Genomic DNA, 23,319 nt, shown 5'->3' with positions numbered 1-23,319 from the left:
AAGGAGTTTGACCCTGTAAAATGCCCCTTATATGCTCCACATAAGCTGAGATGCTCCCTAAAAAACTCCCATTTAGATCTCAAACCTCATACCCCACACGCGCAAACTTATTTCTGTACTCAATGGGTGTAAGTCCTGTGATTTTTTTGAAAATATCCCGGAAGGCTTTGGTATCGGTATAGCCTACATCAAACATGATTTCGGATACATTTTTTCTGGAGGCTTCAAAGAATTTTTTGGCCGCCTCAATTCTCACTCTCTGTGTGTATTCTATTGGGGTATTGTTGGTGGCCGCCTTAAATCTTCTTTCAAAGGTTCTTCTACTGGTATTGATTAAACTTGCCAGGCATTCCACCGTTATTTTTTCTTCATAATGGGCCTCAATATAATCCTGCACGAGTTGGATTTCCTGATCCTCATGGGACCGTTGGCCTCTGAAGATCGCAAACTGTGACTGACTGTCCCTCCCCATATCCAGGGCAAAATATTTTGAAATCAATATCGCGGTTTCCCTATCGGAATACTTTTCAATGAGGTACAGAATTAAATTCCATAAACTGCTGGCTCCCCCACTGCTGTAGATATTGTCGTGTTCTGTAATAATCGCTCCGTCCGCCACTTCCACTTCGGGATATTTCCCCCTGAACTCCTCCACATGTGCCCAGTGGGTAGAGCATTTTTTACCATTTAGCAGGCCTGTTTCCGCCAATAGAAAAGCCCCGATGCATAAACTGGCAAGACGGGCTCCGTTCGCATACAGGCTTTTGAAATAAGGAATAGCTTCAAGATTAGCTTGTATTCCTTTTTCAGTATCTCCGAATGTGGGGGGAATAATCAGTAAATCAGTGTATGAAACCTCCTTAAGCAACCTATTCGTTTTAATGGTATATTCTCCATTATTGGCAGGTACATATTCATTTAAGCCCACATATTCCACCTCGAAAACGGGCTTCTTACCGAAGGTTGTCAAAAACTCATTGGCTGTATTAAAACTTCGAAATGGTGGCGTCACCGCCTCAATTACCCCATATTGAGGGACAAAGACTGAAATCCGCATTGCATTTAAATTAAAAATCAACCTAAGATAAGCATTGCCTTGGCATTATCCACCCCTGATATTGTCATTTTCACAACATATAAGGTCGCCTGGGCGGCAGTAATTTTACATCATAAAATCTAACAAACACAAAACACTAAATAACATGACCAAAACAACCAGGATTAAAGTAGAAGCCACAGTAAATGCTCCTGTGGAGAAAGTCTGGAAGGCATGGAATACCCCTGCCGACATTGTGCAATGGAACAGCCCGGATCCGAGTTGGCATTGCCCAAGTAGTGAAAACGACCTGATATCCGGTGGAAAGTTCAAGAATAGAATGGAAGCAAAAGATGGGAGTTTCGGATTCGATTTTGAAGGAACCTATGATACCGTGGAGCTGCATAAGGAGATCACCTATACAATGAGTGATGGAAGAAAGGCTACCACGTTGTTTTCTGGACAAAACGGTGAGACCCTTATAGAAACCACCTTTGATGCGGAAACCGAAAATGATCCTGAATTTCAGAGACAAGGATGGCAGGCTATTTTAAACAGTTTTGTAAGCTATGTGGAATCAAAAAATCAATAACCAACACCTCTTATCATGAAGAAAAACAAAACAATCTTTTGGACGGCAACTACCATCATCCTTCTGTGGGAGGGAGTAATGCCACTTGGCACTGTATTATTTGCACCGGAATATGTGAATGCAGGCACCAAGCCGTTGGGCTACCCCGATTACTTTGCCTATGCCCTTATTTTCAGTAAAGTCTTGGGAGTACTAGCTATTTCAGTTCCCGGCGTGCCCGCCAAGCTTAGGGAGTGGGCTTACGCAGGCTTGACCTTTAGCTTGATCTATGCGTTTATCAGCCATGCCTGTGTAGATCAAAACATCGGATTTATGTTAATGCCTCTTGTAGTGTTGGGCATCCTTGCAGTTTCCTATATCTATAACGGCAAGATTCAAAAGCATGGACAATCAAAATGAACTGGTTAAAAATAAAACTATATAAATCATGAAAAACAACTCAGTCTCATTACACAGAGTAATCAAAGCAAGCCCTGAAAAGGTATTTCGGGCATTTTCAGACCCTGTAGCCAATTCCTTTTGGTTTCCTCCTTATGGCTTTCTCTGCACGGTGCAGGAAATGAATTTTAAGGTAGGGGAATCGTTTAAAATGACCTTTATTAATTTCAGTACCGGAAACGGCCATTCCTTTGGGGGTGAATACCTGGAAATAAAGCCCAACGAACTTATTAAATATACCGATAGGTTTGACGACCCTAATCTCCCCGGCGAAATGACAACCACGATACAGCTTCAAAAAGTCTCCTGTGGCACTGAGCTCAAGGTGTTACAAGAAGGAATTCCAGATGTTATACCAGCTGAAATGTGCTACCTGGGCTGGCAGGAATCCCTGGAGAAATTGATAAAACTGGTCGAACCTGAAATTCCGGATGCCTGATTTAATCCAACATGATAGCACATACTGATTATAAAGCAATGAGTGCCGTTTTTATAACCTTCTCCGGAAATTGTAAAAAGGCACTCACCTTTTACCAATCTTGCTTTGGAGGTGTATTGCGGTTGAAATCATTTGAAAATAAGTTGCCTGCCAATAAGGAAATTGTAGTGAGCGGATCACTGCTTGCAGAGGGGATAACCATCCACGGCTCGGATCTGGTACACAACGAAGGAAGAAAGTTGGGAAACTATATTTCTATTTTTTTAGGATGCAAAGACAGGGATGAAAGAAGGGAGCTAATTGAAAAACTGCTGGGTGATGAAACGAAGTCTTTTGACGGGAATCACGATGACCAAAAACTGATTGAGCTCACGGATCCATTTGATGTACGGTGGGTATTGGGGATTTCTGACTAGTGAAATACGCACTTGGTACGAAAAGACTCTCCTCTCCCCAAAAACTAAGAAAGTAATAGTTGACAGATTCTTCACTTGGACAGAGTAAATAGAAAGATAGCTCACCTTGTCCCCGGTAAAAAAACTGAAATAAACCAGATAGGCATCTGGGCTGTCCTTATCCGGGAAATGTTATCTCTGTGACAGCTCCCCCCTTCATATCCTCATACTAGGGCAGAATATGCTACTGCTACAAGCACCCTGCCTAATCCGTCTGAAAAGTCTCCCTATAGTTCATTCGAGAATCCAAAATGAGATATAGCTCCTCATATAGCCGCTGTTCCCATCGATCAAATGGGAACAGCGGCTACTACTAAACCTAAAGCCCGGTTAAAGGATTTTTGAACAGCCCTACGTTTTAGTGTAACTTAACTTACGCCCGATTTTTGAAGCACTTGCTTGTCGGATTGCAAGACCACATTTCGATTTTTCAGTTTCTGATAGGGTTTGAGTCCAAAAGGAAGCCTTAACATATTGACCCTCATAATCAAATACCGAATAAGTACATAACAGATAGCAAAGGTCCCTATTAAGATAATGCTGAATTTCCCGCCTACGGACCAAGGCATATCCTTGAAATAAAAAGCCAGAATAACAATAACGGTTTGGTGAAGAATATAGAATGGATATACCATTTCATTCAATACCTTAAGCGAACGGTTTTTCTTATTGAGATGCTGAATTGCAAACCCCAAAATGGCAATAAGCCAGCACCAGCGATTGAGTGAGACAATATACCGGTACACAACCTCTCCGACTAAAACAAATCCCGTGTTGGATAGCCAGAACTGACTGTAGAGTATGCTTATAAGCAAAAGAGCCACTCCAAGGCTATACCATCTTAAGCGTTGGATTTTCTCCTGCAGATATTCGGAACTTATTAATATGAAGCCTAAAACAAAAATGCTGATGTAAAGAAAATGATTTGCCCAATCATCGATAAATGCACCTGTGGTAGGGAAAAGAGGCCTCAACCAGCTTTCACCTATACCGAGCCACAATCCCGGCAATACGATGATCATCCAACTGCTTACCCAATTAAATGAAAAGTTCTTTTGGCGAATTTGATGAAGCAAAGGCAAAAAACACAAGCTGTAAACTAGTATATAGACCAAAAACCAAAGGTGATGCCAACTGAAATTTCCATTGGGGTAAGGCTCAAATTTTAGAAAAGTCAGATAAAACTCAAAATAGCCAAATTCGGCGCCCTGAGCCAAGCGCTCCAGAAAAACCTGTGGCGGTACCACAAGGATTATCCCCGCCACTAGAGGGACGAGTATCCTTTTAAGACGATCCCTTACGAACATCTTAGGACTTTTATATCCCATGGCATAATAAACCCCGGCGCCTGATATCAAAAAAATAAGAGACATTCTCCATTGACTCAGAAAAATCATAGGCCATTCAATAGCCTCACTGATCACGTTATTTTTGATGTGCCAGTCCCAACTTACAAAAAACATACCTGTATGAAAAAAAACAAGTAGGGCAAAGGCTATTACCCTTAACCAATCCAATTCATAGCGTCTTAATCTCATCTGTGTTGTCATATCTTTTTTTGACAAAGAAATGACAAACAGCAGGATTCAATTGACTTTTCCGATCAGTTAGGAGTACTGCATTATAAAATAGCACCTGAACTTTTGCCTGTTTTTCTGAATTCTCCCGGCGTGGTGCCTGTCAGTTTTTTGAAAGCCGCGCTAAAAGCTGATTTTGAAAGATAACCGCTCATCTCGGCAATTTCATCAATCTTCAGATGCCGGGTTTTCTGATCCAAAAGTAATTCTTGCGCTTTTATGATCCTGAGCGCTCCCACATACTCGAAGAAACTTTTGCCTATACTCTCATTAAGTACCTGTGACAAATAGTGCGGGCTTGTATTCAACCGTTTGGCCAATTCAGAAAGACTGATGGAAGGTTCAAGAAAAAAGTCTGTCAGCTCTAACGCTTGTAACTTATTCAGGATGGTTAATTTACCTTCATCAGTTAGGGTGGATTTTTCATATTTCAATTGAGCCAGCGGTTGAAAAAAACCGGAATCTGTCAACATCTTATAACTGATAAAGAAGAGCAGCAAAGTGAGAAAGGAAGCCAGTAAGTGATCTCCCAGATCATTTTCAAAGCTTGATTTCACAACAAAGTATAAGATAACCACAACAAAAAGCGAGATTGGCAATACCTTAATCCAGGATAGAAAATATGGATTGATGTGCGCATTCTGCCGGAGTTTTTTCCCTTTGTACACAGTAAGGAAAAGGTACAGGATAAAATGAATAAGCGCTACGATGTTCAGGTTGCGCCTGATATGCAGTGGATCAAATGGGAATTTGTGGACAGCGTCTATAGGTGCCCGTTCAGGATGAAACGCCCAGAGGAACGCATTGAACTTGACGTCATCGTTTTCCAACATAAAGGGCATGTGATAAAGGAAATAAAATACAAAAGGCAAAAAGTGCAACCATTCGGCCTTCCTGTACTGCTCGCCCCCCATACTTCTGACTAAAAGAAAAATGAGTGGGCCCATAGCAAATATTAAAGGTTCTGAATAGTCTACTAAAAACAATACCTGATACATTAACCCACTATAACCCAAAAAAATCTCAAAAAGGATTAAAGAACAGGATAGGACTACCATTGCCAGAATCAAATTGTGATAAGGCTGTTTTTGTTGCTTGGTAATAAGCAGCAAAAACAGAAACAGCCCTTGTACTGAACCTGCCAAAATAATTGCCGAAAAAATATCGAAGTGGAGGAATTCAAGATTGTTTGACATCTCTCAAGCAGTTGGTTCTATATGATTTCACTTGCCAAAGTTAAAAAAAGGTAATTGGTAGTATAGGCTTGGTAAGACAATACAATCACTCTATCGTTCAGTTTGCAAAAGGAGTATTGGTGAAATCCCCGATCAATTCTCCTCCTAAAAGCCCAACAGGGTTCTTGTCCACGTAAAAGGTGATGATTTCCAGCATTTCATTGTGACACCGCTTAATTTCCCCTAGTGCAGGAATTGCCTTCAGACACCAGCCACAATAAAAAGTGGAAAAATCCAGCAACACATATTTGCCTTGAAAAAAAAACCGAAAATTTGATCTGTGTTTCATTCTTGTATGCTGAAAAATCATAGTAGGTATCGCCGGCAGATAAATCTGGGTTTATAAGACGGGACTCAATTGACTTGGCATAGGCTGAGTCAATTGAGTTCCGGATCTAATTTTTCTATTAGATTTATAATTTTGGGTCCGGGGTATTCGGTCTTGCACACCCCAAAGAGGCACAGCGTATAATAGGAATTGATGTTGTCATCAATAAACTCCTCCCTGATTTTGTCCAATTCGATATCAAGAGTCCGTATTTTCCCAAAAGGCCCTGATCTGCCCCAGTATGCATTTTCCAAACTGTCGTTCCATTTGCCCTGTACCCGTAGCGAAAACATTTCGGCAAGGTGTTCATCTCTTTGAACAATCAAATCCTTTTCCAGTTGACCAAAGTCATACCTCAACCCATCATAGGCTGATCCCTCGGTTTGAAGATCAAAAGGAAAATCTTCGATATTTTCTTCGATCACTATCCGCTCATTTCCAATAAATAAAGGGGAGTAAAAGAAATCATTTCCATTGCCGATGGCAAGATGTACGGGTGTGGACGCTAGTTCAAAACTTCCGCTTAACTCAAATTGCCCCCTTTGAGATAGCAGTTGTCCAAAACAAGGTTTTTCTCTCTCGATTTTCACAGGGGCATTTTCTTCAAAAACCTTTAGTTTCCCCGATATGGAAATTGGTTTGGGTATTTGCCATTTGGCAAAAAAGCATTTATCCTAATGTTAGTATCGTATATATTTTCATCTGCCCCTATAATTTCACCCTATCCTCAGGAGTTTACTTTAATAAAACCTGCAACCTCTATTATATACGAGGAGATTGATTGGATTTTCACGCCTTTGGCTCCCTTGAAACGGTAAAAGTCAGAAAATGCATATATTTTCCCGTCCTCCATTTTCATTGTTCCATTTGCAGCTCCTTCCTTTCCGTGCGATAAGATTTGGTCAAGAACCAGTTCGCTGGCTTTATACCCTTTCATTTTTTCCAACTCCCCGGCAAAATCCACCTTGCCTTTAATTTGTTTGTCCCCTACAATATTCCAAACAATATCATCAGTGACACTTTCGATCAGGAAATTTACGTCTCCTTTGGCAAATGCTATATTGAATTCCTTCAGAAACTCCATTTTGGGGGAATTCCCGCACGAAGGACTAGAAATAATTTTTGTCATTGTATAATTCATTTTTAATCGTTTAACGAATTTATGCCTTGTTGCCTAAGTTTAATAAGGTGCTCCCTCATCGTATTGACCTGTTCCGCTGGGTGTCCTTGCCAGACTGTGACTTCTCCCACAACTCTAAATGGTTCTGTCGAATTATTTCAAATTTCCCAATCCAAACTGAGCTAATTTATCTATAATCGGCAAGGTATTCACACCCATTTCTGTCAAGCGGTATCAACCTTTGATAACGTTCCTGAAAGCAGGATCCCTCAAATCCAACACGTAACTTCCCTTAGCGTTGCCTTTGTTGTCATACACTCTTTGTCGGTATGAATGGAATGATGCCTTCTCCAACATCTTGTCCAATTCACCAAAAGGTATAAACCATACCCCTACCATTGCTTCGACATTTACTTTAGAATTGCCGCTTTCAAAGGAAATAACCTGCCAGTCCACCGCAAAGTAGATCTCAATTTCAGGATAAAGAGCTCTGTATCTATCCCTGTCTTTCCCATTAAAAACCACGGTATGTTGAGGATTAAGCCCAAATCTACTGCCCGCCTGAAAGAATGGCGTATTTTGGGTTTTTAAATCTCCCAGTTTCCCATTTTTTGTGTTCAGTAAGTCAGGGGCATAAGGGTTGGTGTTTTTTTCAGGATTAATAACCAAGTCAAGCTCGCTTCCGTACAGCCGGACAAAAGCCTCCTCTTTGCTTGCGCCTTCAATGCACCAAACCCCTTTGTCTTGTAGGTCGTGATGGGTAACATCAGTCCCGGAAATGTCAAATAGTCTGTACCCCATTAGAAAGATGTTTATGGAACCAAGTAACCTGGGAAAACCCACTGACATCAGGCAGTTTTCCTGTTTTCAGGCAAGGCCACTTCTTCCTCATGCCATTCATTTCCTCAAAATTTCAATAAGCCTGTTTACGGTCTTTTCCCCTATGCCGGGCACACTCAGCAACTCTTTATCACAGGCTGTCAACACTGCTTGAAGATTTCCGAATTTCATCAGCAGCCTTTCTGCTTTATCCGCACCTATTCCCGGAAACCCTTCCAGAATGTGGATTTTTTGTACCAGAAAAGGGTCTTTTCGTTTTTTTGCCGAGATGGGTCTGGGATAAAATCTATGTTCTCCCAGGCCATCCCCCGCAAGTTGCTTGAAGCTTTGCAACATAACCTGTACTGTTTCACAGATATTTTTAGTCCGTAAAACAGGAAGTCTGAATGCCAGGGACATGGAGAGTAGGATTCCCTGAAGGGCCTGCGGGGAAAAATCCGTATTCTTAAAATCCTTGGTTTTCCCTTCCAGGATAATACATCCGGGAATGCGGCTTCCGGCCAGTTTCCCAGCCTGCTTGAACAATCTTCCGTCTTTCACGGAAAGACAGAAATCAGGGATCGTCTTCCTTTCTACCAAAAAGTCTCTGTCAAAAAGGTAGTCGCCTACCGCCAAACGCTGGCGATGAATGATCATATTTCCCAGTTTCCGAAATTCTTCTTCCAACGCAACAGGCTCCCTGTCATCAATAGTGACCTGTAAGGGTAAATAATAAGAAGATTTCAGCAAATTGGGCATTGGAATACATTTGAAATCTCTGTTAAATACGCTTCCCCTCCAATTCTTTAATTAATTGATCTTTCATCTGGATCAACCGTTCCTTGTCTTTTAGCTGTCCCTCCATGGAATCCACAAGCTTTTTCAGTGCCTCTATCACTTCCTGTTTCTGGCGTATTGCCTCTTTGGTCACCAGCTCTTCCTTGGGTTCTTCCACCATATCATGAGAGACTGGCAGGTTTGCGTTCAGCATCTCCCCTTTCCCGGTCAAAAGCCAGGTAGGGCTCACTTCGGGATACTTTTCCATGAACCCTACAATCCATCTGGTCTGCACATCCTTGTCAGTTCCGACAGCCTTAGAGAGCGTGCCGTTTGCTGACCCTATGGCTGATTCAATGGTTCGGATACTTATTTTGCTCCGAAAAGCGAATTCTCCTATTCTAGTGACAATTACCGACATTATAGAAATATAAATTATTTACTATTGCTTTTATAGATATAAATCACGATATTTCATCTACTTATAGAAATATAATAAAAAGAGTCGATCTTTCAACAATTTGTATCGACCTTATACGCCAAAGCTGCTTTACAGCCATATTCCGAATTGCTCCATTCAGATGATCCCGTTGTCATTTTTAGGACTACCACTCATGATTCGGTCTGACGATCTATAAGTATTTCAAATATCCATGAACTATTTATAGTGTAGATTATTGTCTCTGGATATTCATTGGTATTTATCATCTAAACATGACGGCCTATGTCCATTCTTGTCTTGAACATCTCGAATCTCAACAATCCATCCTTCAATGCCGCACCCCACTACCAGCAGGAAAACATCTCTCGGCTCTGTGGTTTATTGACCAAATCCCTGGAAATCAATCGCCGGATAATTACCGGAATTTCCAGTGAATGGGAATCCGATGAAGAACTATTCGGAGAGCTCCAGAAATTATTCAATCAGCATCAATCACTTGAGGCGCAGGCGTACGATCTCCTAAATCCCTGAGCTGCCTGCTTTATTATTCCCATAGAAGCTAAAAAGAAAGAAGACAGGAACCTGACAATTAACCTTTTAAGAGTTAAAAATATCTCTTACTTTATTTATATTTAAAAAGTACCAGCCCAGAAAACCATGTTGTCTATTCCCATATTCTATCTGTTTCTAGCTTTTCAAATGCAAAAAGAACCCGTTTTTGAACCGCAGATCATCGATTCCGAAATCTCAATAGGCTATGGGGTTGCCATCGGGGATGTAGATGGGGACGGCAAACCCGATATACTTCTGGCTGACAAAAATGACTTTGTGTGGTATAGAAACGGAGACTGGAAAAGACATGTGATGGCTGAAAATCTCACCCAGTCGGACAATGTCTGCATTGCGGCACAGGATATAGACGGAGACGGAAAAGTAGAAGTGGCGGTAGGCGCCCAATGGAATCCGGGTGAAACTTCGGACGCTGAGAAGTCCGGCGCGGTGTTTTACCTCATCCGACCGGATGATCCAACACTAACCTGGTCACCAAAACAACTCCATCATGAACCGACCACACATCGAATGCGATGGATAAAGAATGGCACTGTAGCCCATCTGATAGTAGTTCCACTCCATGGCAGAGGAAATGCAAATGGTGAGGGCGCAGGGGTCAAAGTAATCGCGTATGAATTCCCCGAAGATCCTTCGCAAGAATGGGACTACGAAGTAATTGATGAAAGCATGCATCTTACCCATAACCTGGATGTTATAGGTGACGCATCGGACAATGCAGTTCTCTTGGGAGGAAAAGAAGGGGTAAATCTTTTAACGCGCTCATCCTCCTTTTGGGAAAAAGAAAAACTCAGACTCCCTACAGCCCCCAGTGCAGGAGAACTTCGGCTAGGGAAGGGAACGGGACAAAATCAATTTCTCGCCACTATAGAGCCCATGCATGGCACCACACTGGTCGCCTATGAAGGTTTTGGCCAAGATCTACAATCAAAGGGGCCAAAAAGAAATGTCCTTGACACCCAGCTCAAAGACGGTCACGCACTCGCTGTGGGTGATTTTTTGGGTTTGGGATGGGATCAGATCGCCGTAGGGTGGCGGCTCCCAAATGAAGCGGGTGAATTCGGAATCAAACTATTTATCCCCAAAAACGGCTCCTTCTCCGAGTATGAGGAAATCTGGATAGACAAAAACGGAATGGCCTGCGAGGACCTACAGGCAGCAGACTTGGATGGAGACGGTAAGTTGGACCTGATCGCTTCCGGCAGATCCACCAACAACCTGAAGATCTATTGGAATAAGAGTGAATAGGGGCAACCAAATGGGCATGGCAAAATAGAACCTCTCATTCCACATTAAAGAAGTTTTTCAGCAAACAGACCACACAGACTGCCATCATAGTATATATTTCAATCGTAGGACTGGTTTATAACATCATCCTGTGACCGCTCGCTGATTTCGGTGGCCTTAACCTGATAGTACCGGAAATATTTCACACCGTCGTTCCCCTGCTCTTTCTATTCCTTTGGATAAAGTTTGTTCCAAAACGTTCTCTTTCCTATAAATGGCTTCCTATGTGGATGATCTATCCACTGGTATATGTCATCTATACCATTTCCCATGGATTCAGGTTTCTACCCCTATCCGTTTATCGATGAGGGCAAACTGAGCTTTGCCGCTGCGATGACAAACGGACTATTAGCACTGTTGTCTTTTTTGATTCTTTCAGCTTTGTTGATTGCCTTTGGGAAAACCAAAAGTGAATCCAACTGATGAAGGAATCTTTGGGTAAATGCAAAGAAATATCGAACAGCTTTTCCAGGGTTCATTGATTCCCAGATATAGTTTTTATCCAAGGTATTTCCCCACACCCCGCCGTGGTCAGTGCCCATTGATCCTATTAAAATTGATTTTTCTTCCAATATGATTGGAAAGATATGTCCATGGATAGTTGACCATAAGGAGGAGGATAAATCAGCAATACCGCATATCCCGAATCAAGTCCTTTTCCCTTCCAATTCCCTGATCAATTGATCCTTCATGTGGATCAGTCGCTCTTTGTCTTTGAGCTGCCCCTCCATAGAGTCCACAAGCCTTTTAAGCGCTTCGATTACCTCCTGCTTTTGCCGCATCCCCTCTTTGGTCACAAACTCCTCTTTGGGCTCTTCCACCACGTCACTGGCCACAGGCAAGCTGGTGCTCAACATCTCCCCTTTCCCAGTCAAAAGCCAGATAGGGTTCACTTCTGGAAACTTCTCTATGAACAGCGAAACCCATTTGGTCTGAATATCTTTATTTGACCCGATTGCCTTGGACAAAGTTCCGTTGCCGGAGCCAACCGCATTTTCAATTTGACGAATGCTGATTCGCTTTTCATGAGCGAAATCACCAATTCTTTTGACAATTTCCGACATAATTGAAAAATTTCTCTTTTATAGTTTGATTTATTAGATAAAAACAACCATCTTTAAGACAGCTATAGAAATATAGCCAAAAAGAACCAAAAAAGCATTTTTGGCAGACGACGATAATCGCTGGATCCCCAGCAGCATCCGGATGGCTCGGAAAACACCGACAATCACTTAATCATCCGGATTGAACTAATTTATAAATATTTACGGACAATCAGCTTGTTTCATAACATCAAGCGAAAAGGTCACTTTATACTTATTCAACTCTTTAGCTGTAGCAGTATAATGATTATAGGCACCAAATTAAATTTTAGGTTTCCCAAAGTAAGCATTTCTGGATACCCATTTACATTTCTGAAATATTGCAACAAATCAAAGCGTAGAAAATAAGCTAAACATGAAGAAATATACCTCCTTTTTACCCGAACATCCGAATGAATCAAAATATGGAAGTAATCTTAAAACCATCAAACCCGCTATCTGATGAACACTTTCTACAAAACCTACCCCTCAAAGTTTAAATGCAAGTCTCATGAGCATTGCAAAGAAGTCTTATATGATCTTCTCATCAGCATGATGAATATCGATTCATGGAAAAACACGATAATGAGGATCTTTAAGAATGCGTTATCCGGAAAACCGGACTATAAGGGCTTGACGCCTGGAGACCACGCCTATTTTGGCAATGAGTTCCTAAAACTAATTTACTCAGCACACTATCTCTACGAAAATTGCTACTTGGAGCCTGTAGATGCCCCCTGTTTAGAAGACCTTGTTCCGCATCGAGAATTGGCTTCTTCGCCCAACCTATCAGAGTACATCTATTTATTGCCCAGCAGATTGGATATACAGGAAATCAGAAATCCCTGGATTGTTCTAAAGAGGTTCTTCCTGAAAAAATCCCTAAAAAAATGGGTGAAAAAATGGAACGAGATGAGGGATTACGCAATCTGTAATTTCAGCGGTGCGGAAGAAAACGCTGAAGATTTTATGGAACATTCTGAGGACTTTATCAGGCTGACTGAGGCCTGTTATATCATCTACACCAGGCTATTTGACCACTCAAAAACAAAAACATCATGATACCTACTGCCTTTGACTTCGAACCATTTGAACTCTTTGAAAGCTATAGCGAGGAATCCATTAAGAATATATTGTGGGATCTCCACAAAAGCTCTGTCATCTATTCTGTCCAGCAACTGGACACTTCTGAAGAAGTGGAAAACAACCTGTATTTCTGGGAAATGCTGATGGCCTATATCCGTTATGGCATGAAGGTGAACCAAGGTTTGGCAAATGCCCCCCAAGACAAAAAGGAGTCCCAGATTCTTTGCGACGCACTGAAAATACTGCTGTGCCCCAAGGCTATTTATCTGCACGAAAACAAAAACACAAGTGATCTGTATGTCTTACTCCCCTTTCATACCCCAGGCGAGCATGATCAGATTGAAGCGGTGATCGGTCTGCTCCTAAAGGACAGACCCTCCTATCAAATCCACTGCATCAATGTAGGTTATTTGACAAAGTGCATGGCCGATGGAACCCCATTCTTCCTGGAAAAAATCCTTTCTTCATCCCCTGTATATCTCGAAAAAGCGTTTGAAGGATTGCCTCAGGTTTCCGATGAAAACCTCCAAACCATCAAGGCTGCTGCCTTGGCCCGCCTCAACCAAAGTCTTGAAAAATCTGAGGAGTTCTTCCGTATAGCACAAACTACCTCTTCTGAAATGAAGTTGTTTTTTCTACATCAATCCGCCGAGTTGGCATTAAGAGGGCTGTTGGTGGCATGGGAAAAACTAGAGAAGAAGACCCATGAGCTAAAGGTTCTACTAAGACTGTGCTCGAAGTATATCCCTGAGCTATCCGATTTATTTAGCGGTAAGGAAGAGGCGCTTTCCGTTTTGGACGGAGCGTATTGCAAGGCTCGATACAATGGCTCTTATAAAGTGGCGGATAGCACAGAAAATGAAATCAACGAATGCTTGGGCACATTATTGGGATTATGCGCTGAGGAGCGAAAGAAATTCGAGCTGAATTCCGCAATCGAATAGAAAAACCCTTCCAAGGTTTTCACATTATGCACTTTGTCATCGATTACAACCTCACGCAGAAGTCAACTCAGGCTATGGAAGCGAAAGATCGCTTTCCGATAGTCAGATACCCTTTACCAGATGCTATTCCACCTGGGCAGCAGTTCGCTCCTTTGGACTATATCCTACATTTCTTCAAAGACCGCTATACCATTTATGAAGCCCATTACCTCCTTGAGACACTCTCTCTTTCTGTAAAAGGAAAAAGCAGCGTTGCCTATTGGGATCCCCAAGAAGGTGTCAATGTTTTTGTCAATGATTTTTCCCGACTTCTCCATGCAGCACATCTTATCCGAAACGAGCCTTCTGTTGAGCCATTAGTTGGTCAAGCTAATCGGAAAACGGAAACCGGAAGCCACCCGACAGAAACATTCCCTTTTCTTCCGGAAACAAACAGGTTGATGCCGGAAATTGATCCTTGGCACTTTCTACGTAATATTTTTGAAAAATATTCTCTTCCTGATCTACTGTATCTTATTTTGCATTGGGGATCATCCACCTCTAAGGACGCAGAAATCCCCAGGAATATTTCCGAAAATCACAATATGGACGATGCCATACTGAACCTTATTTTGGACTGTTGCGGTCAGATCTATGCCCGAAACAGTAAAAAGGATGGTCTTCCCGATGTGCTTGGAAAATTCCATATGTTTCGGAAATAAGGAATGAAAAGGTATGAAATCAATTTTCAAGTTTGTGGAACTCGTCCGTCGTTCGCACTGAAATACCCTAGGGATCTTGGTTCTGGATTCTTAAATCCCGGCTCTATAATCTTGATACTTAGGGCATGTTGAAAAACGCTACTAATTAATCAAAAACTATAATTCTGAATGATTGACATTCTTTTTATGAGAAGAGTTTTTCAGCAAGTGCAAGCTTTTTGAGGGTAAAAGGTCTTTATCCATGCATCAGACAAACCCATAACTGAGATTTTCCAGCTAGCCTCAGCCATACCATCTTCTAAGTTGGAATCATTCGAAGTATAAGCAAACATCATCACTCGACCGCCTTGAACCTTCCTGTCCGGTAGGCTCGCCTCCCTGAGAGCAGGCAAGCCTGGTATAGCTGAGACTTTTTCAGCAAGCCCTACTTATGTCTTGATACTAATTTACTCTCATCACTCGCTCTTCAGGCTCTCCACCGGATTCATAAATGCAGCCTTGAGCGACTGGAAGCTTACCGTCAGCATGGCTATAATCAGAGCAACCAGTCCCGCCAACAGGAAGTACCACCACTCCACCTGGATCTGAAAGGCAAAGTTGGCAAGCCAGCTTTTTGAAAGGTATATTCCAATCGGCACAGACATAATCACTGCCAACAGGACCGTTTTCCCGATATCCTTGGACAGCAGGCTTATGATGCTCCAGTCACTTGCTCCCAGTGTCTTGCGGATGCCGATCTCCTTGGTCTTCAACTCGGTCATAAACGCAGTGAGTCCATATAGACCCAAACAGGCGATAAACAAAGCCAAAAACGCAAAAGAGACAATGATATTAGAGGTACGCTCCTCACGCTCATAGTTGCGCTGAAAGTCCTGATCAAGAAATGAAAAGGTAAAGGGCTCTGCAATCTGCGCCGCCTCCCAAGCCTTGCGTGCCGCCGTCAGGGCCTCACCAGTCGCTCCCGGGGAAAATTTCGCGATCAAATAGCCGCCATTCGCGCCATTTCTGAATCCGAAGGGCTCTATCTCCCGATGCAGACTTTGGAAGTGAAAGTCCCTCACCACCCCATGTATCTCCAGCGTCACCGTTTCCCCGCGCCAATCATAGTGGATTCTTTTTCCAATCGACTCCTCCACCTCGTACCCCAAGGCCTTCACTGCCGACTCATTGAGAATGATCAGCGGCCGGTCCGTAGTCAATGCCTGCGTGAAGCTCTGTCCGGCTAGCAGATCAAACCCCAGGGTTTCAATAAAATCATCACCTACATAGGAATGGCGGATATGTACGACATCTTCGCTGGTCTTTCCGTCAGTGTAGTACAGCATATCTTCCAGAGATTCTACCCCCGGATAGGTCGAGGCCCTGGTTACGGATTTGAACTGTGAACCTTGAGTCAGGCTATTTTTCATCGCATCAAAGCTCTGGATGGCCTTTTCGCTTCGGAGAGGAAGGATGATCTGCTGCTCCTTGTCAAAGCCCAGATCCTGAGTCCGGACAAAATTCATCTGGCTTTTGATCACAAAAACCATCAGGATCAGACAGGCTGAGATACAAAACTGTACGACCACCAAGACCTCACGAAGGGATATACCGGAGATCTTACCCATAAACCGGCCTTTTAGGATCGCAACGGGCTTGAAGCCGGAAAGAAAGAATGCCGGATACATCCCAGCCAGCACACCTGCCACAATACACAAAATCAAGGAAGCAGTCCAAGGAGTCCAGTGGACATGACCTGTAATATTCCGGCCGATCATCTCTCCAAACACTGGTAAAACCAAAGGAACCAGGGCCGCGGCAATCAACAATCCTATCAGGGCCACCATCACCGATTCTGTGAGAAACTGTCCCATCAGTGCAGTGCGGTCAGCACCCAGGAGCTTTCGAATACCAACCTCCCTGGCCCTACGCTCCGAGCGGGCCGTGGTCAGATTCATAAAGTTGATGCAGGCAATCAGCAGAATAAACAGGGCGATTGTGCCAAAGATGTAAAGATTGCCCAGGTTGCCCTTGCGCCCGAGCTCATATTCGGCGTAAGACTTCAGGTAGATATCACGAAAGGGTTGGAAAAATATGGTCTTCGTGATTCCCATCGCTTTCATATCCTGAGCGGCTTTCACCACAAAGTAACTGTTTACCTTTTGCTCAAACAGGTCATGGTCAACATCAGGTCTGAGTTTGATGTAAGTATAGAAGATATTGTTGCTGGCCCAGTTAGTCCATTGACTGATAATACGGCCAAAGTCCTGGTTTTCCATGGTAAGGAAAAAATTGGCATCGATATGGGAATTGGCAAAGTCGGCATCAAAGACGCCCGTCACTGTATAGTCAAAGTCCCCAAAAGGCAAGCCTACTGTCAAGGGTTTATTGATGGGATCTTCATCCCCAAAGATCTTGTCTGCCAATTGGGAGGAAATCACGATGCCGGATGGTGTCCTTAGAGCCCTGGAAGCGTCCCCCTTGAGCAGCGGGAAGGCCACGACTTCAAAAAATGTTGAATCGGCATAATAACCCCTGGATTCGTAAAACTGCTTCACTTCCGACCCTGACTCATAGCGAAGCAGCATCTGATCCAGCTCCGGAAACTTCATCAACCGGGCGCTCGCCTCTACCTCAGCAAAATCCTCAGACAGGCCTAAGGAGAGAGGTGCGGGAGTTCCTGCCCAGTCGGTGGATTCCACCTTAGTCGATACCCGCACGATACGGTCTCCATCCGCCAGTCGGGAATCCACCTGCAACTCGTCAAAAATGTATAGTCCAATCAGCATGCACGCCGTGAGCGCCACCGCCATGCCAGATACATTGATCAGGGTAAGCGACTTATGCTTGAGCAGGTTTCTTATCGATACTTTAGTCAGGTTGCTCCACATGGTGCATGGGGTTTAAAGGGATTGTTTTTATCTTGTGTTTCGGATCAAGGCCCTCTTGCTTCTTGATGCTGAATTGCTACTGCTCATTCGTTTCTCAGACTGTCTACCGGGTTCATCAAAGCCGCTTTGATCGCCTGTGAACTCACGGTAAGCAAGGCAATCAACACAGCCGCCAGGCCCGCAACCAAAAACACCCACCAATCAATATCGATCCTATAGGCAAAATCCTGAATCCAGCGATCCACCAGATACCAGGATACAGGAACAGCAATGACAAGAGCGACCAGTACCAGTTTGACAAAATCTTTGGAAAGGATCGCTGCCACCCCGCCTACCGAGGCTCCGAGCACCTTACGGATACCGATTTCCTTTATCCTCAGCTCAGTGGTGAAGGTCGCAAGTCCAAAGAGTCCCAGGCAGGAAATCAGGATCGACAGCAAGGTCAGCATTCCGACTATTGCGTTTACAGTACGGTCTGCACGGTACAGTTCAGTAAAGTGGTCATCCAAAAATTCATAATCAAAATCCCGCTCCGGGATCACCTCACTCCAGACTGATTCGATATGAGCGAGAGCTTCGGCAGTCCGATTTCCGCTTATCTTCACAGAGACTTCGTCATAGCCCCACTGTTTATGGTTAAAAAGCGTGAGCGTCTCGATCTTGTGATGCAGGGAATTAAAATTAAAATCCCGTACGATACCGACGATCTGCGCAGCAGAGTCCATCCCGCTAAAGCCAAATCTGTGACCGATCAGAGATTCGATGGGCTTGACTTCCCCTACATCCTCCAACAGTTCCTGAGCAAGTGACTCGTTGATAATATAGGCCTTTCCATAATCCGCTTCGTCATCCCTGAAATTCCTGCCGGCGATCAGTTCGATCTGATAAACGTCCAGAAAATCATGATCCACAACTACCCTTGAGGTGGTAAGGCTTCTGGCAGGTCCATTCCCATGAAAAGTTATTCCCGACTGGTGTAGATTATTGCCTAGACGCTGACCCGATGCGGTCACATTTTCAATCAGGGTATTGGAAAGCAGTTTTTCTTTCAACACATCGTACCTCGGGGAATAGCGCCCTCCCATTGGAAGCGTAACAACCTGATCATGCGAAAACCCTAGGTCTTTCTCCTGCATGAAACGCACTTGCCGAGTGGCAAAGAAGGTCGAAATGATCAGGAAAATGGCACAGCTAAACTGGACAACGACCAGTGCATTTCGGAAATCGGACTTTCGCTTTCCTGACACCGGCGAACCTTTCAGGACTTTGACCGGATGAAAGTTTGACAGATACACCGCTGGGTATATTCCTGAGAGTATTCCCACGGCAACCGCGCCAAAAATCAGAGATGTCAAAACGATCGGGTCGCTAAACAACGGAAATTCAAGCTTTCGCTGGCTGAACTCATTGAGATAAGGCAAAGACAGATAGACCATGATCACAGCAAGCATCATCGCCAGTGTACTGATCAGGATCGACTCGCTGATAAACTGAAAATACAACTGGGATTTCAAAGCTCCGGAAGCTTTGCGCACCCCGATTTCCATTGCGCGGCTGATGGACTTGGCGGAGGAAAGGTTGACAAAATTGATCCCGGCGATGAACAGCACAATCAGCGCGATGTAGAAAAATATCCGGGTGTAGGTTCCGTCAAATTTTTGGTAATTGATGTAGTCATGGGTAATGTCAGTGGAGCCCGCATGAACCTCCCTGAGAGGCTGCAGGAAAAGCTCGTATCCCTTGGCCCTTTCCTCCCCCATATGTGAAAGGAGGTAATCCGGAAACTTGGCTTCCAAAGCTGAAAGATCAGCACCAGGTGTGAGTTCCAGATAGGTGGTCAACCAATTGCCACCCCAGTTTTCCATATGCTGAGGTCCCACATAGGTACTGAAAGAGGTCAGACCATCAAATCTCAGATGGGAGTTTTCCGGGATATCTGCCACAATTCCGGTGACTGTAAAATAGGCGCTGTCCTGTTCGGCTACTGTCAGCACCTTGCCCATAGGGGACTGGTCTCCGAAAATCTGTTTCGCCTTTTTCTCTGTCAAGACTAGACTTTTGGGTTCGGCCAGGGCTGTAGCTGGGTTTCCCTCAATCAGTCTGAAATCAAAAATCCGGAAAAAAGAAGAATCCGCCCAGAAGTTCCTCTCCAATATCAAGGGTGTATCATCCCGGAGAAGTCTCAACTCCCCACCTTCCCTGACCCTGACGTAATTGAGGATCTCGGAAAACTCTTCCTGTAATGTGGGCCCCATGGGAAACATGGACAGTGCTACATTCTGGGGAGCCACCATGCCTTCCCACTTCTGCACCTCGTTGAGCCGGTAGATGTTTTTGGTATGGATCCCGTCAAAATCCCGCTCGTAGCTCACAAACAGCATGATTAGGATACAGACGGCCATTCCTATAGAAAGGCCGGAAATATTCAGCAGGGAAAACAATTTGTTTTTCCTTAGGTTTCGAAAGGCGATTTTAAGATAGTTTTTCCACATGATCTCTATGAGAATTTAAAGGAGGCAATGGCTTGTCTGTTCTGAGCGGATTCTAAAGTTGCAAGATTGGGAGGCTCCAAGGCGCATGCTCCACTCAGTTTCCTATTACTTGACACATTTACTTTGTTCCATTATTCACTCTTCAGGCTGTCCACAGGATTGGCCAGAGCCGCTCTGAGGGTATTCAGACTGACCACTGCCAATGACAGCATCATCACCATCACTCCCACTCCTGCAAAGACCCAGAGACTGATACTGATATGATAAGTATAACTTTCCAGCCATTGGTCCATTTTCCAATAGGCAAAAGGTACCGCAAGACAAAATGCAATCAGCACCAGCTTGAGGAAATCCTTTGAAATCAGCAATAAAACCTGGAAAATGGAAGCCCCCAAGACTTTTCTGATGCCTATTTCACGAAAACGCTTTTCTATGGTGAAAGAGGCAAGTCCTGCCAAACCGATACAGCAGATGAAAATCGCCAGACCGGAGAAAATAGTCGTAATCTTACTGGCCAGCTCCTCGGCCAAAAATTTCCTTCCGAATTCCTGATCCACAAACTGATATTCAAAGGGTGCGGATGGATTGTATTTCATAAAAACTTCCTCTACAGCCTGTAATCCAGCCTGTACCTGCGTCCCTTCCCTGAGCCGTATGCTGATGGAGTAGGTTTGATCCGGATTAAAAAATATCATCATCGGATCTACAGGTTTGAATGGAGAATCCATGACCACATTGTCTGTGACTCCGATGACGGTATAGGTAGAATTGTTGTATCTCATTTGCATCCCGACGGGTTCCTCCAGTCCCATGGCCTCCACGGCAGCCAAATTGAGTATCAAAGCCGATGAATCGGTCGGCATCCCGGTGAAGTCAGTGCCCTGAAGCATCCTGACCCCTATCGTTTCAGCAAAATCCAGATCTGAGTTCATTCCAGTCATCAGCAGATTCATATCGGTGGGTTTGCCTTCCCACTCAGGCGCTGGAGATCTCCACCAGATGCTGGTAATGGGAGAAAACGTCCGGGTCACCGCTTGGATCGTCCCGGTCTTGAGGAGTTCATCTTTGATTACGTCGAAGTTTTTCCCGGTGTCATCTGTAGTGGAAACCATGATGAGATTATTGGGATCATATCCCATTTCCCGGTCTTTGATATGCTGGATTTGTTGGTAGATGATCAGGGTACAGGAAATCAGCAGTATAGAGACCACAAACTGGGCCACCACGAGAATATTCCGGGGCAAAGCCGCTTTTTTACCCACTAGAAAAGTCCCTTTCAGGACCTTGACCGGATTGAACGAAGAAAGATACAAGGCGGGATAGCTACCTGCTATCACTCCGGTAAAGAGCAGGATTGCCAGGGCAATCATCAAAAAAACAGAAGAAGTGATCTCCAAGGAAAGGGACTTTTCGACCAGCTGATTGAATGTGGGCATCAGTAGGGAAACAGCCAGTACTGATAAAAAGAAGGCCATTACTGTCAAAATGGTAGATTCAAAAAAGAACTGAAGAATCAGTTGTTTTTTGTCCGAGCCCAGTGTTTTTCGGATCCCCACTTCTTTTGCCCTGCGCTCGGACCGGGCTGTAGAAAGGTTCATAAAATTGACACAGGCAATCAGGAGTATGATCACAGCGATAAAGAAAAAAAGCCGTACATACTGGATCATCCCTCCGGTGTTGACTCCTTCCTTAAACTCTCCATAGAGTCTCCACTTGGCCATCGGGAAGACGAAGTATTCACTGATTCCCTTATCACCGGGATTGTTCTGAATCTTCAGCTCACTTATTTTTTCGGACAAGATCTCCGGGTCAGTCCCCGGTACGGTCTGCACAAAAATATTCCAGGACGAACTGGTCCAGTTGCTCATCGCCCGGGTCAGTGTTGCATCGGAAAGATTGAATGCGTGGATGTAGTCAAACTGAAAGGTGGAGTTTCCCGGAAGATCTTGGAGGACAGCAGTGACTGTCAATTCATGGGAGTTGTCTATTTTCACTGTTTTATGCAGGGGGTCTTCCTCTCCGAAAAGGGCTTTGGCAGATGATTCTGTCAGCACGATGGAACTGGGATCAGGAAGCGCCGTTTTGGGATTTCCCTGCAGAAACTGCCAGGAAAACACCTCAAAATAATTTTCACTGGCTGTGATCCCGTTCTCCCGGAATTTACGGTCTCCATTTGACAAAATGTGCGATTCGGGATAAGTGGAAACCACCGCATGCTTTACCTCCGGCAGCTCTTGTTCAATGGCGGGACCAAGCGGAAACACCATGTTTTGATCGGTAAAGATCTGATTGTTGTAGTCCCGGTGTGCCATGACCTGGTAGATCTCCCCGTAGTTTTCATGAAACTTGTCATAGGTAAGTTCATCGTACACCCACAGCAGAATAAATATCGCACTGGTACAGCCTATGCTCAGTCCAAGCAGATTGGTCAGCGAGAACCCCTTGTTCCGAAGTAGATTCCGATAGGCGATTTTAAAGTAATTGATCCACATAGTTTTGTTGATAGAGTCTGTCTGACGAAGAGAGATTAAGAGTCAGAGAATTGTCTGTCCACATTCATGCCATGCCAAATCGGCCAAAACCCGCATTCAAAGGGTCAGGGTCGTTCTTGGATGGAAAAAGTTCGGACAATAATGTCCGCAGTCGGGCAAATCAATTCAGTTGCAGGTTGCCAACTATGGGTCAAACAGTTAACTCTCCGTGTCCCACTGGCCACAATCACTCTGCCGAGGTCAGTGTCCGTACTAGCCTTCATGACTGAACTAGCCAAAATCATCAATTCAGGAATATCGAACACCGTGCTCCCAATAATGAATATCGAAGTGCATTACGGCACTCACATTCGTTATTCGACGTTCTGCATTCGATATTTCTCTCTCCGTTTCGTAATTCCGAACCACACGGCTTTGGGAGAAGCTGGATAGTGGAAATGCGGTTTGTGCGGACACAAACCTAGGCACAGCAATTGAAAGGCCTCGAAGGCTTATCTGTCTTAGCCCGTTGAAGCAGCGCAACAGAAAAAATATTTT

Annotated in this window: 24 protein-coding genes; 11 read left to right on the top strand and 13 right to left on the bottom strand. The window is 44.1% G+C overall.

What is annotated here, in order from left to right; all coding sequences use genetic code 11:
- Positions 1 to 79 precede the first annotated feature (79 nt).
- Positions 80 to 1,057, bottom strand: coding sequence for a GlxA family transcriptional regulator (locus LZF95_RS00550; RefSeq protein WP_233752965.1), 978 nt, complete (start codon positions 1,055 to 1,057; stop codon positions 80 to 82).
- A gap of 145 nt (positions 1,058 to 1,202) precedes the next feature.
- Here LZF95_RS00550 and LZF95_RS00545 point away from each other — a divergent pair, with 145 nt between their 5' ends.
- From LZF95_RS00545 to LZF95_RS00530, 4 genes are read left to right on the top strand one after another with little or no spacing between them, the layout of a single operon-like run.
- Complete coding sequence (locus tag LZF95_RS00545) at positions 1,203 to 1,628, top strand: SRPBCC family protein (RefSeq protein WP_233752964.1); 426 nt, start codon at positions 1,203 to 1,205, stop codon at positions 1,626 to 1,628.
- A gap of 15 nt (positions 1,629 to 1,643) precedes the next feature.
- Positions 1,644 to 2,027 (top strand): DoxX family protein, encoded by a 384-nt coding sequence (locus tag LZF95_RS00540; RefSeq protein WP_233752963.1) that lies wholly within the window; start codon positions 1,644 to 1,646, stop codon positions 2,025 to 2,027.
- A 28-nt stretch (positions 2,028 to 2,055) separates the two neighbouring features.
- Complete coding sequence (locus tag LZF95_RS00535) at positions 2,056 to 2,505, top strand: SRPBCC family protein (RefSeq protein ID WP_233752962.1); 450 nt, start codon at positions 2,056 to 2,058, stop codon at positions 2,503 to 2,505.
- A gap of 11 nt (positions 2,506 to 2,516) precedes the next feature.
- On the top strand, positions 2,517 to 2,921 hold the full coding sequence (locus tag LZF95_RS00530) for a VOC family protein (protein WP_233752961.1): 405 nt from the start codon (positions 2,517 to 2,519) through the stop codon (positions 2,919 to 2,921).
- A 407-nt stretch (positions 2,922 to 3,328) separates the two neighbouring features.
- On the opposite strand, the gene LZF95_RS00525 is transcribed toward LZF95_RS00530, so the two are convergent.
- The 8 genes from LZF95_RS00525 to LZF95_RS00485 form a co-directional block, all read right to left on the bottom strand.
- The gene (locus LZF95_RS00525; RefSeq protein WP_233752960.1) at positions 3,329 to 4,510 is read right to left on the bottom strand and encodes an acyltransferase family protein; all 1,182 of its coding nucleotides are present in this window, start codon (positions 4,508 to 4,510) and stop codon (positions 3,329 to 3,331) included.
- Positions 4,511 to 4,581: 71 nt separating this feature from the next.
- Positions 4,582 to 5,733: an AraC family transcriptional regulator gene (locus LZF95_RS00520; protein WP_233752959.1), complete on the bottom strand. Its 1,152-nt coding sequence runs from the start codon at positions 5,731 to 5,733 to the stop codon at positions 4,582 to 4,584.
- Between the two features lie 97 nt (positions 5,734 to 5,830).
- A complete protein-coding gene (locus tag LZF95_RS00515; RefSeq protein ID WP_233752958.1) occupies positions 5,831 to 6,061 on the bottom strand; it encodes a hypothetical protein in 231 nt (76 codons plus the stop codon).
- A gap of 89 nt (positions 6,062 to 6,150) precedes the next feature.
- Complete coding sequence (locus LZF95_RS00510) at positions 6,151 to 6,690, bottom strand: hypothetical protein (protein WP_233752957.1); 540 nt, start codon at positions 6,688 to 6,690, stop codon at positions 6,151 to 6,153.
- A 137-nt stretch (positions 6,691 to 6,827) separates the two neighbouring features.
- On the bottom strand, positions 6,828 to 7,229 hold the full coding sequence (locus tag LZF95_RS00505; protein ID WP_233752956.1) for a nuclear transport factor 2 family protein: 402 nt from the start codon (positions 7,227 to 7,229) through the stop codon (positions 6,828 to 6,830).
- A 225-nt stretch (positions 7,230 to 7,454) separates the two neighbouring features.
- On the bottom strand, positions 7,455 to 8,021 hold the full coding sequence (locus tag LZF95_RS00495; protein WP_233752955.1) for a hypothetical protein: 567 nt from the start codon (positions 8,019 to 8,021) through the stop codon (positions 7,455 to 7,457).
- Between the two features lie 96 nt (positions 8,022 to 8,117).
- A complete protein-coding gene (locus tag LZF95_RS00490; RefSeq protein WP_233752954.1) occupies positions 8,118 to 8,798 on the bottom strand; it encodes an ERCC4 domain-containing protein in 681 nt (226 codons plus the stop codon).
- Between the two features lie 22 nt (positions 8,799 to 8,820).
- Positions 8,821 to 9,237 carry a hypothetical protein gene (locus LZF95_RS00485; RefSeq protein ID WP_233752953.1) on the bottom strand — a complete coding sequence of 139 codons (417 nt, stop codon included), beginning with the start codon at positions 9,235 to 9,237 and terminating at the stop codon, positions 8,821 to 8,823.
- Between the two features lie 303 nt (positions 9,238 to 9,540).
- Between LZF95_RS00485 and LZF95_RS00480 the strand changes: the two genes are divergently transcribed.
- The 4 genes from LZF95_RS00480 to LZF95_RS00470 all read left to right on the top strand — a co-directional run bounded on the left by LZF95_RS00480 (position 9,541) and on the right by LZF95_RS00470 (position 11,538).
- Entirely contained in the window at positions 9,541 to 9,789 is a 249-nt protein-coding gene (locus LZF95_RS00480) for a hypothetical protein (RefSeq protein WP_233752952.1), read from the top strand.
- 126 nt (positions 9,790 to 9,915) lie between these two features.
- Positions 9,916 to 11,076 carry a VCBS repeat-containing protein gene (locus LZF95_RS00475; protein WP_233752951.1) on the top strand — a complete coding sequence of 387 codons (1,161 nt, stop codon included), beginning with the start codon at positions 9,916 to 9,918 and terminating at the stop codon, positions 11,074 to 11,076.
- A 161-nt stretch (positions 11,077 to 11,237) separates the two neighbouring features.
- Positions 11,238 to 11,423: a Pr6Pr family membrane protein gene (locus tag LZF95_RS27715; RefSeq protein WP_368670756.1), complete on the top strand. Its 186-nt coding sequence runs from the start codon at positions 11,238 to 11,240 to the stop codon at positions 11,421 to 11,423.
- Positions 11,365 to 11,538 (top strand): hypothetical protein, encoded by a 174-nt coding sequence (locus LZF95_RS00470; RefSeq protein ID WP_233752950.1) that lies wholly within the window; start codon positions 11,365 to 11,367, stop codon positions 11,536 to 11,538. The genes LZF95_RS27715 and LZF95_RS00470 overlap by 59 nt, the downstream gene beginning before the upstream one ends.
- A 224-nt stretch (positions 11,539 to 11,762) precedes the next feature.
- Here LZF95_RS00470 and LZF95_RS00465 read toward each other — a convergent pair whose 3' ends face one another.
- The gene (locus LZF95_RS00465) at positions 11,763 to 12,179 is read right to left on the bottom strand and encodes a hypothetical protein (RefSeq protein WP_233752949.1); all 417 of its coding nucleotides are present in this window, start codon (positions 12,177 to 12,179) and stop codon (positions 11,763 to 11,765) included.
- A 480-nt stretch (positions 12,180 to 12,659) separates the two neighbouring features.
- Here LZF95_RS00465 and LZF95_RS00460 point away from each other — a divergent pair, with 480 nt between their 5' ends.
- From LZF95_RS00460 to LZF95_RS00450, 3 genes are read left to right on the top strand one after another with little or no spacing between them, the layout of a single operon-like run.
- On the top strand, positions 12,660 to 13,259 hold the full coding sequence (locus tag LZF95_RS00460) for a hypothetical protein (RefSeq protein WP_233752948.1): 600 nt from the start codon (positions 12,660 to 12,662) through the stop codon (positions 13,257 to 13,259).
- Positions 13,256 to 14,227, top strand: a complete 972-nt coding sequence (locus tag LZF95_RS00455) for a HEPN domain-containing protein (protein WP_233752947.1) — start codon at positions 13,256 to 13,258, stop codon at positions 14,225 to 14,227. The genes LZF95_RS00460 and LZF95_RS00455 overlap by 4 nt, the downstream gene beginning before the upstream one ends.
- 26 nt (positions 14,228 to 14,253) lie before the next feature.
- A complete protein-coding gene (locus LZF95_RS00450; RefSeq protein ID WP_233752946.1) occupies positions 14,254 to 14,928 on the top strand; it encodes a hypothetical protein in 675 nt (224 codons plus the stop codon).
- A 455-nt stretch (positions 14,929 to 15,383) separates the two neighbouring features.
- Here LZF95_RS00450 and LZF95_RS00445 read toward each other — a convergent pair whose 3' ends face one another.
- The 3 genes from LZF95_RS00445 to LZF95_RS00435 all read right to left on the bottom strand — a co-directional run bounded on the left by LZF95_RS00445 (position 15,384) and on the right by LZF95_RS00435 (position 22,782).
- Positions 15,384 to 17,798 carry an ABC transporter permease gene (locus LZF95_RS00445; RefSeq protein WP_233752945.1) on the bottom strand — a complete coding sequence of 805 codons (2,415 nt, stop codon included), beginning with the start codon at positions 17,796 to 17,798 and terminating at the stop codon, positions 15,384 to 15,386.
- A gap of 83 nt (positions 17,799 to 17,881) precedes the next feature.
- On the bottom strand, positions 17,882 to 20,290 hold the full coding sequence (locus LZF95_RS00440; protein ID WP_233752944.1) for an ABC transporter permease: 2,409 nt from the start codon (positions 20,288 to 20,290) through the stop codon (positions 17,882 to 17,884).
- A gap of 131 nt (positions 20,291 to 20,421) precedes the next feature.
- Positions 20,422 to 22,782 (bottom strand): ABC transporter permease, encoded by a 2,361-nt coding sequence (locus LZF95_RS00435; protein ID WP_233752943.1) that lies wholly within the window; start codon positions 22,780 to 22,782, stop codon positions 20,422 to 20,424.
- Positions 22,783 to 23,319 lie beyond the last annotated feature (537 nt).

The organism is Algoriphagus sp. AGSA1, assembly GCF_021390545.1.
Taxonomy (GTDB): Bacteria; Bacteroidota; Bacteroidia; order Cytophagales; family Cyclobacteriaceae; genus Algoriphagus.
The sequence above is the reverse complement of the archived record's forward strand: the minus strand, read 5'-3'. Positions and strand labels throughout refer to the sequence as shown.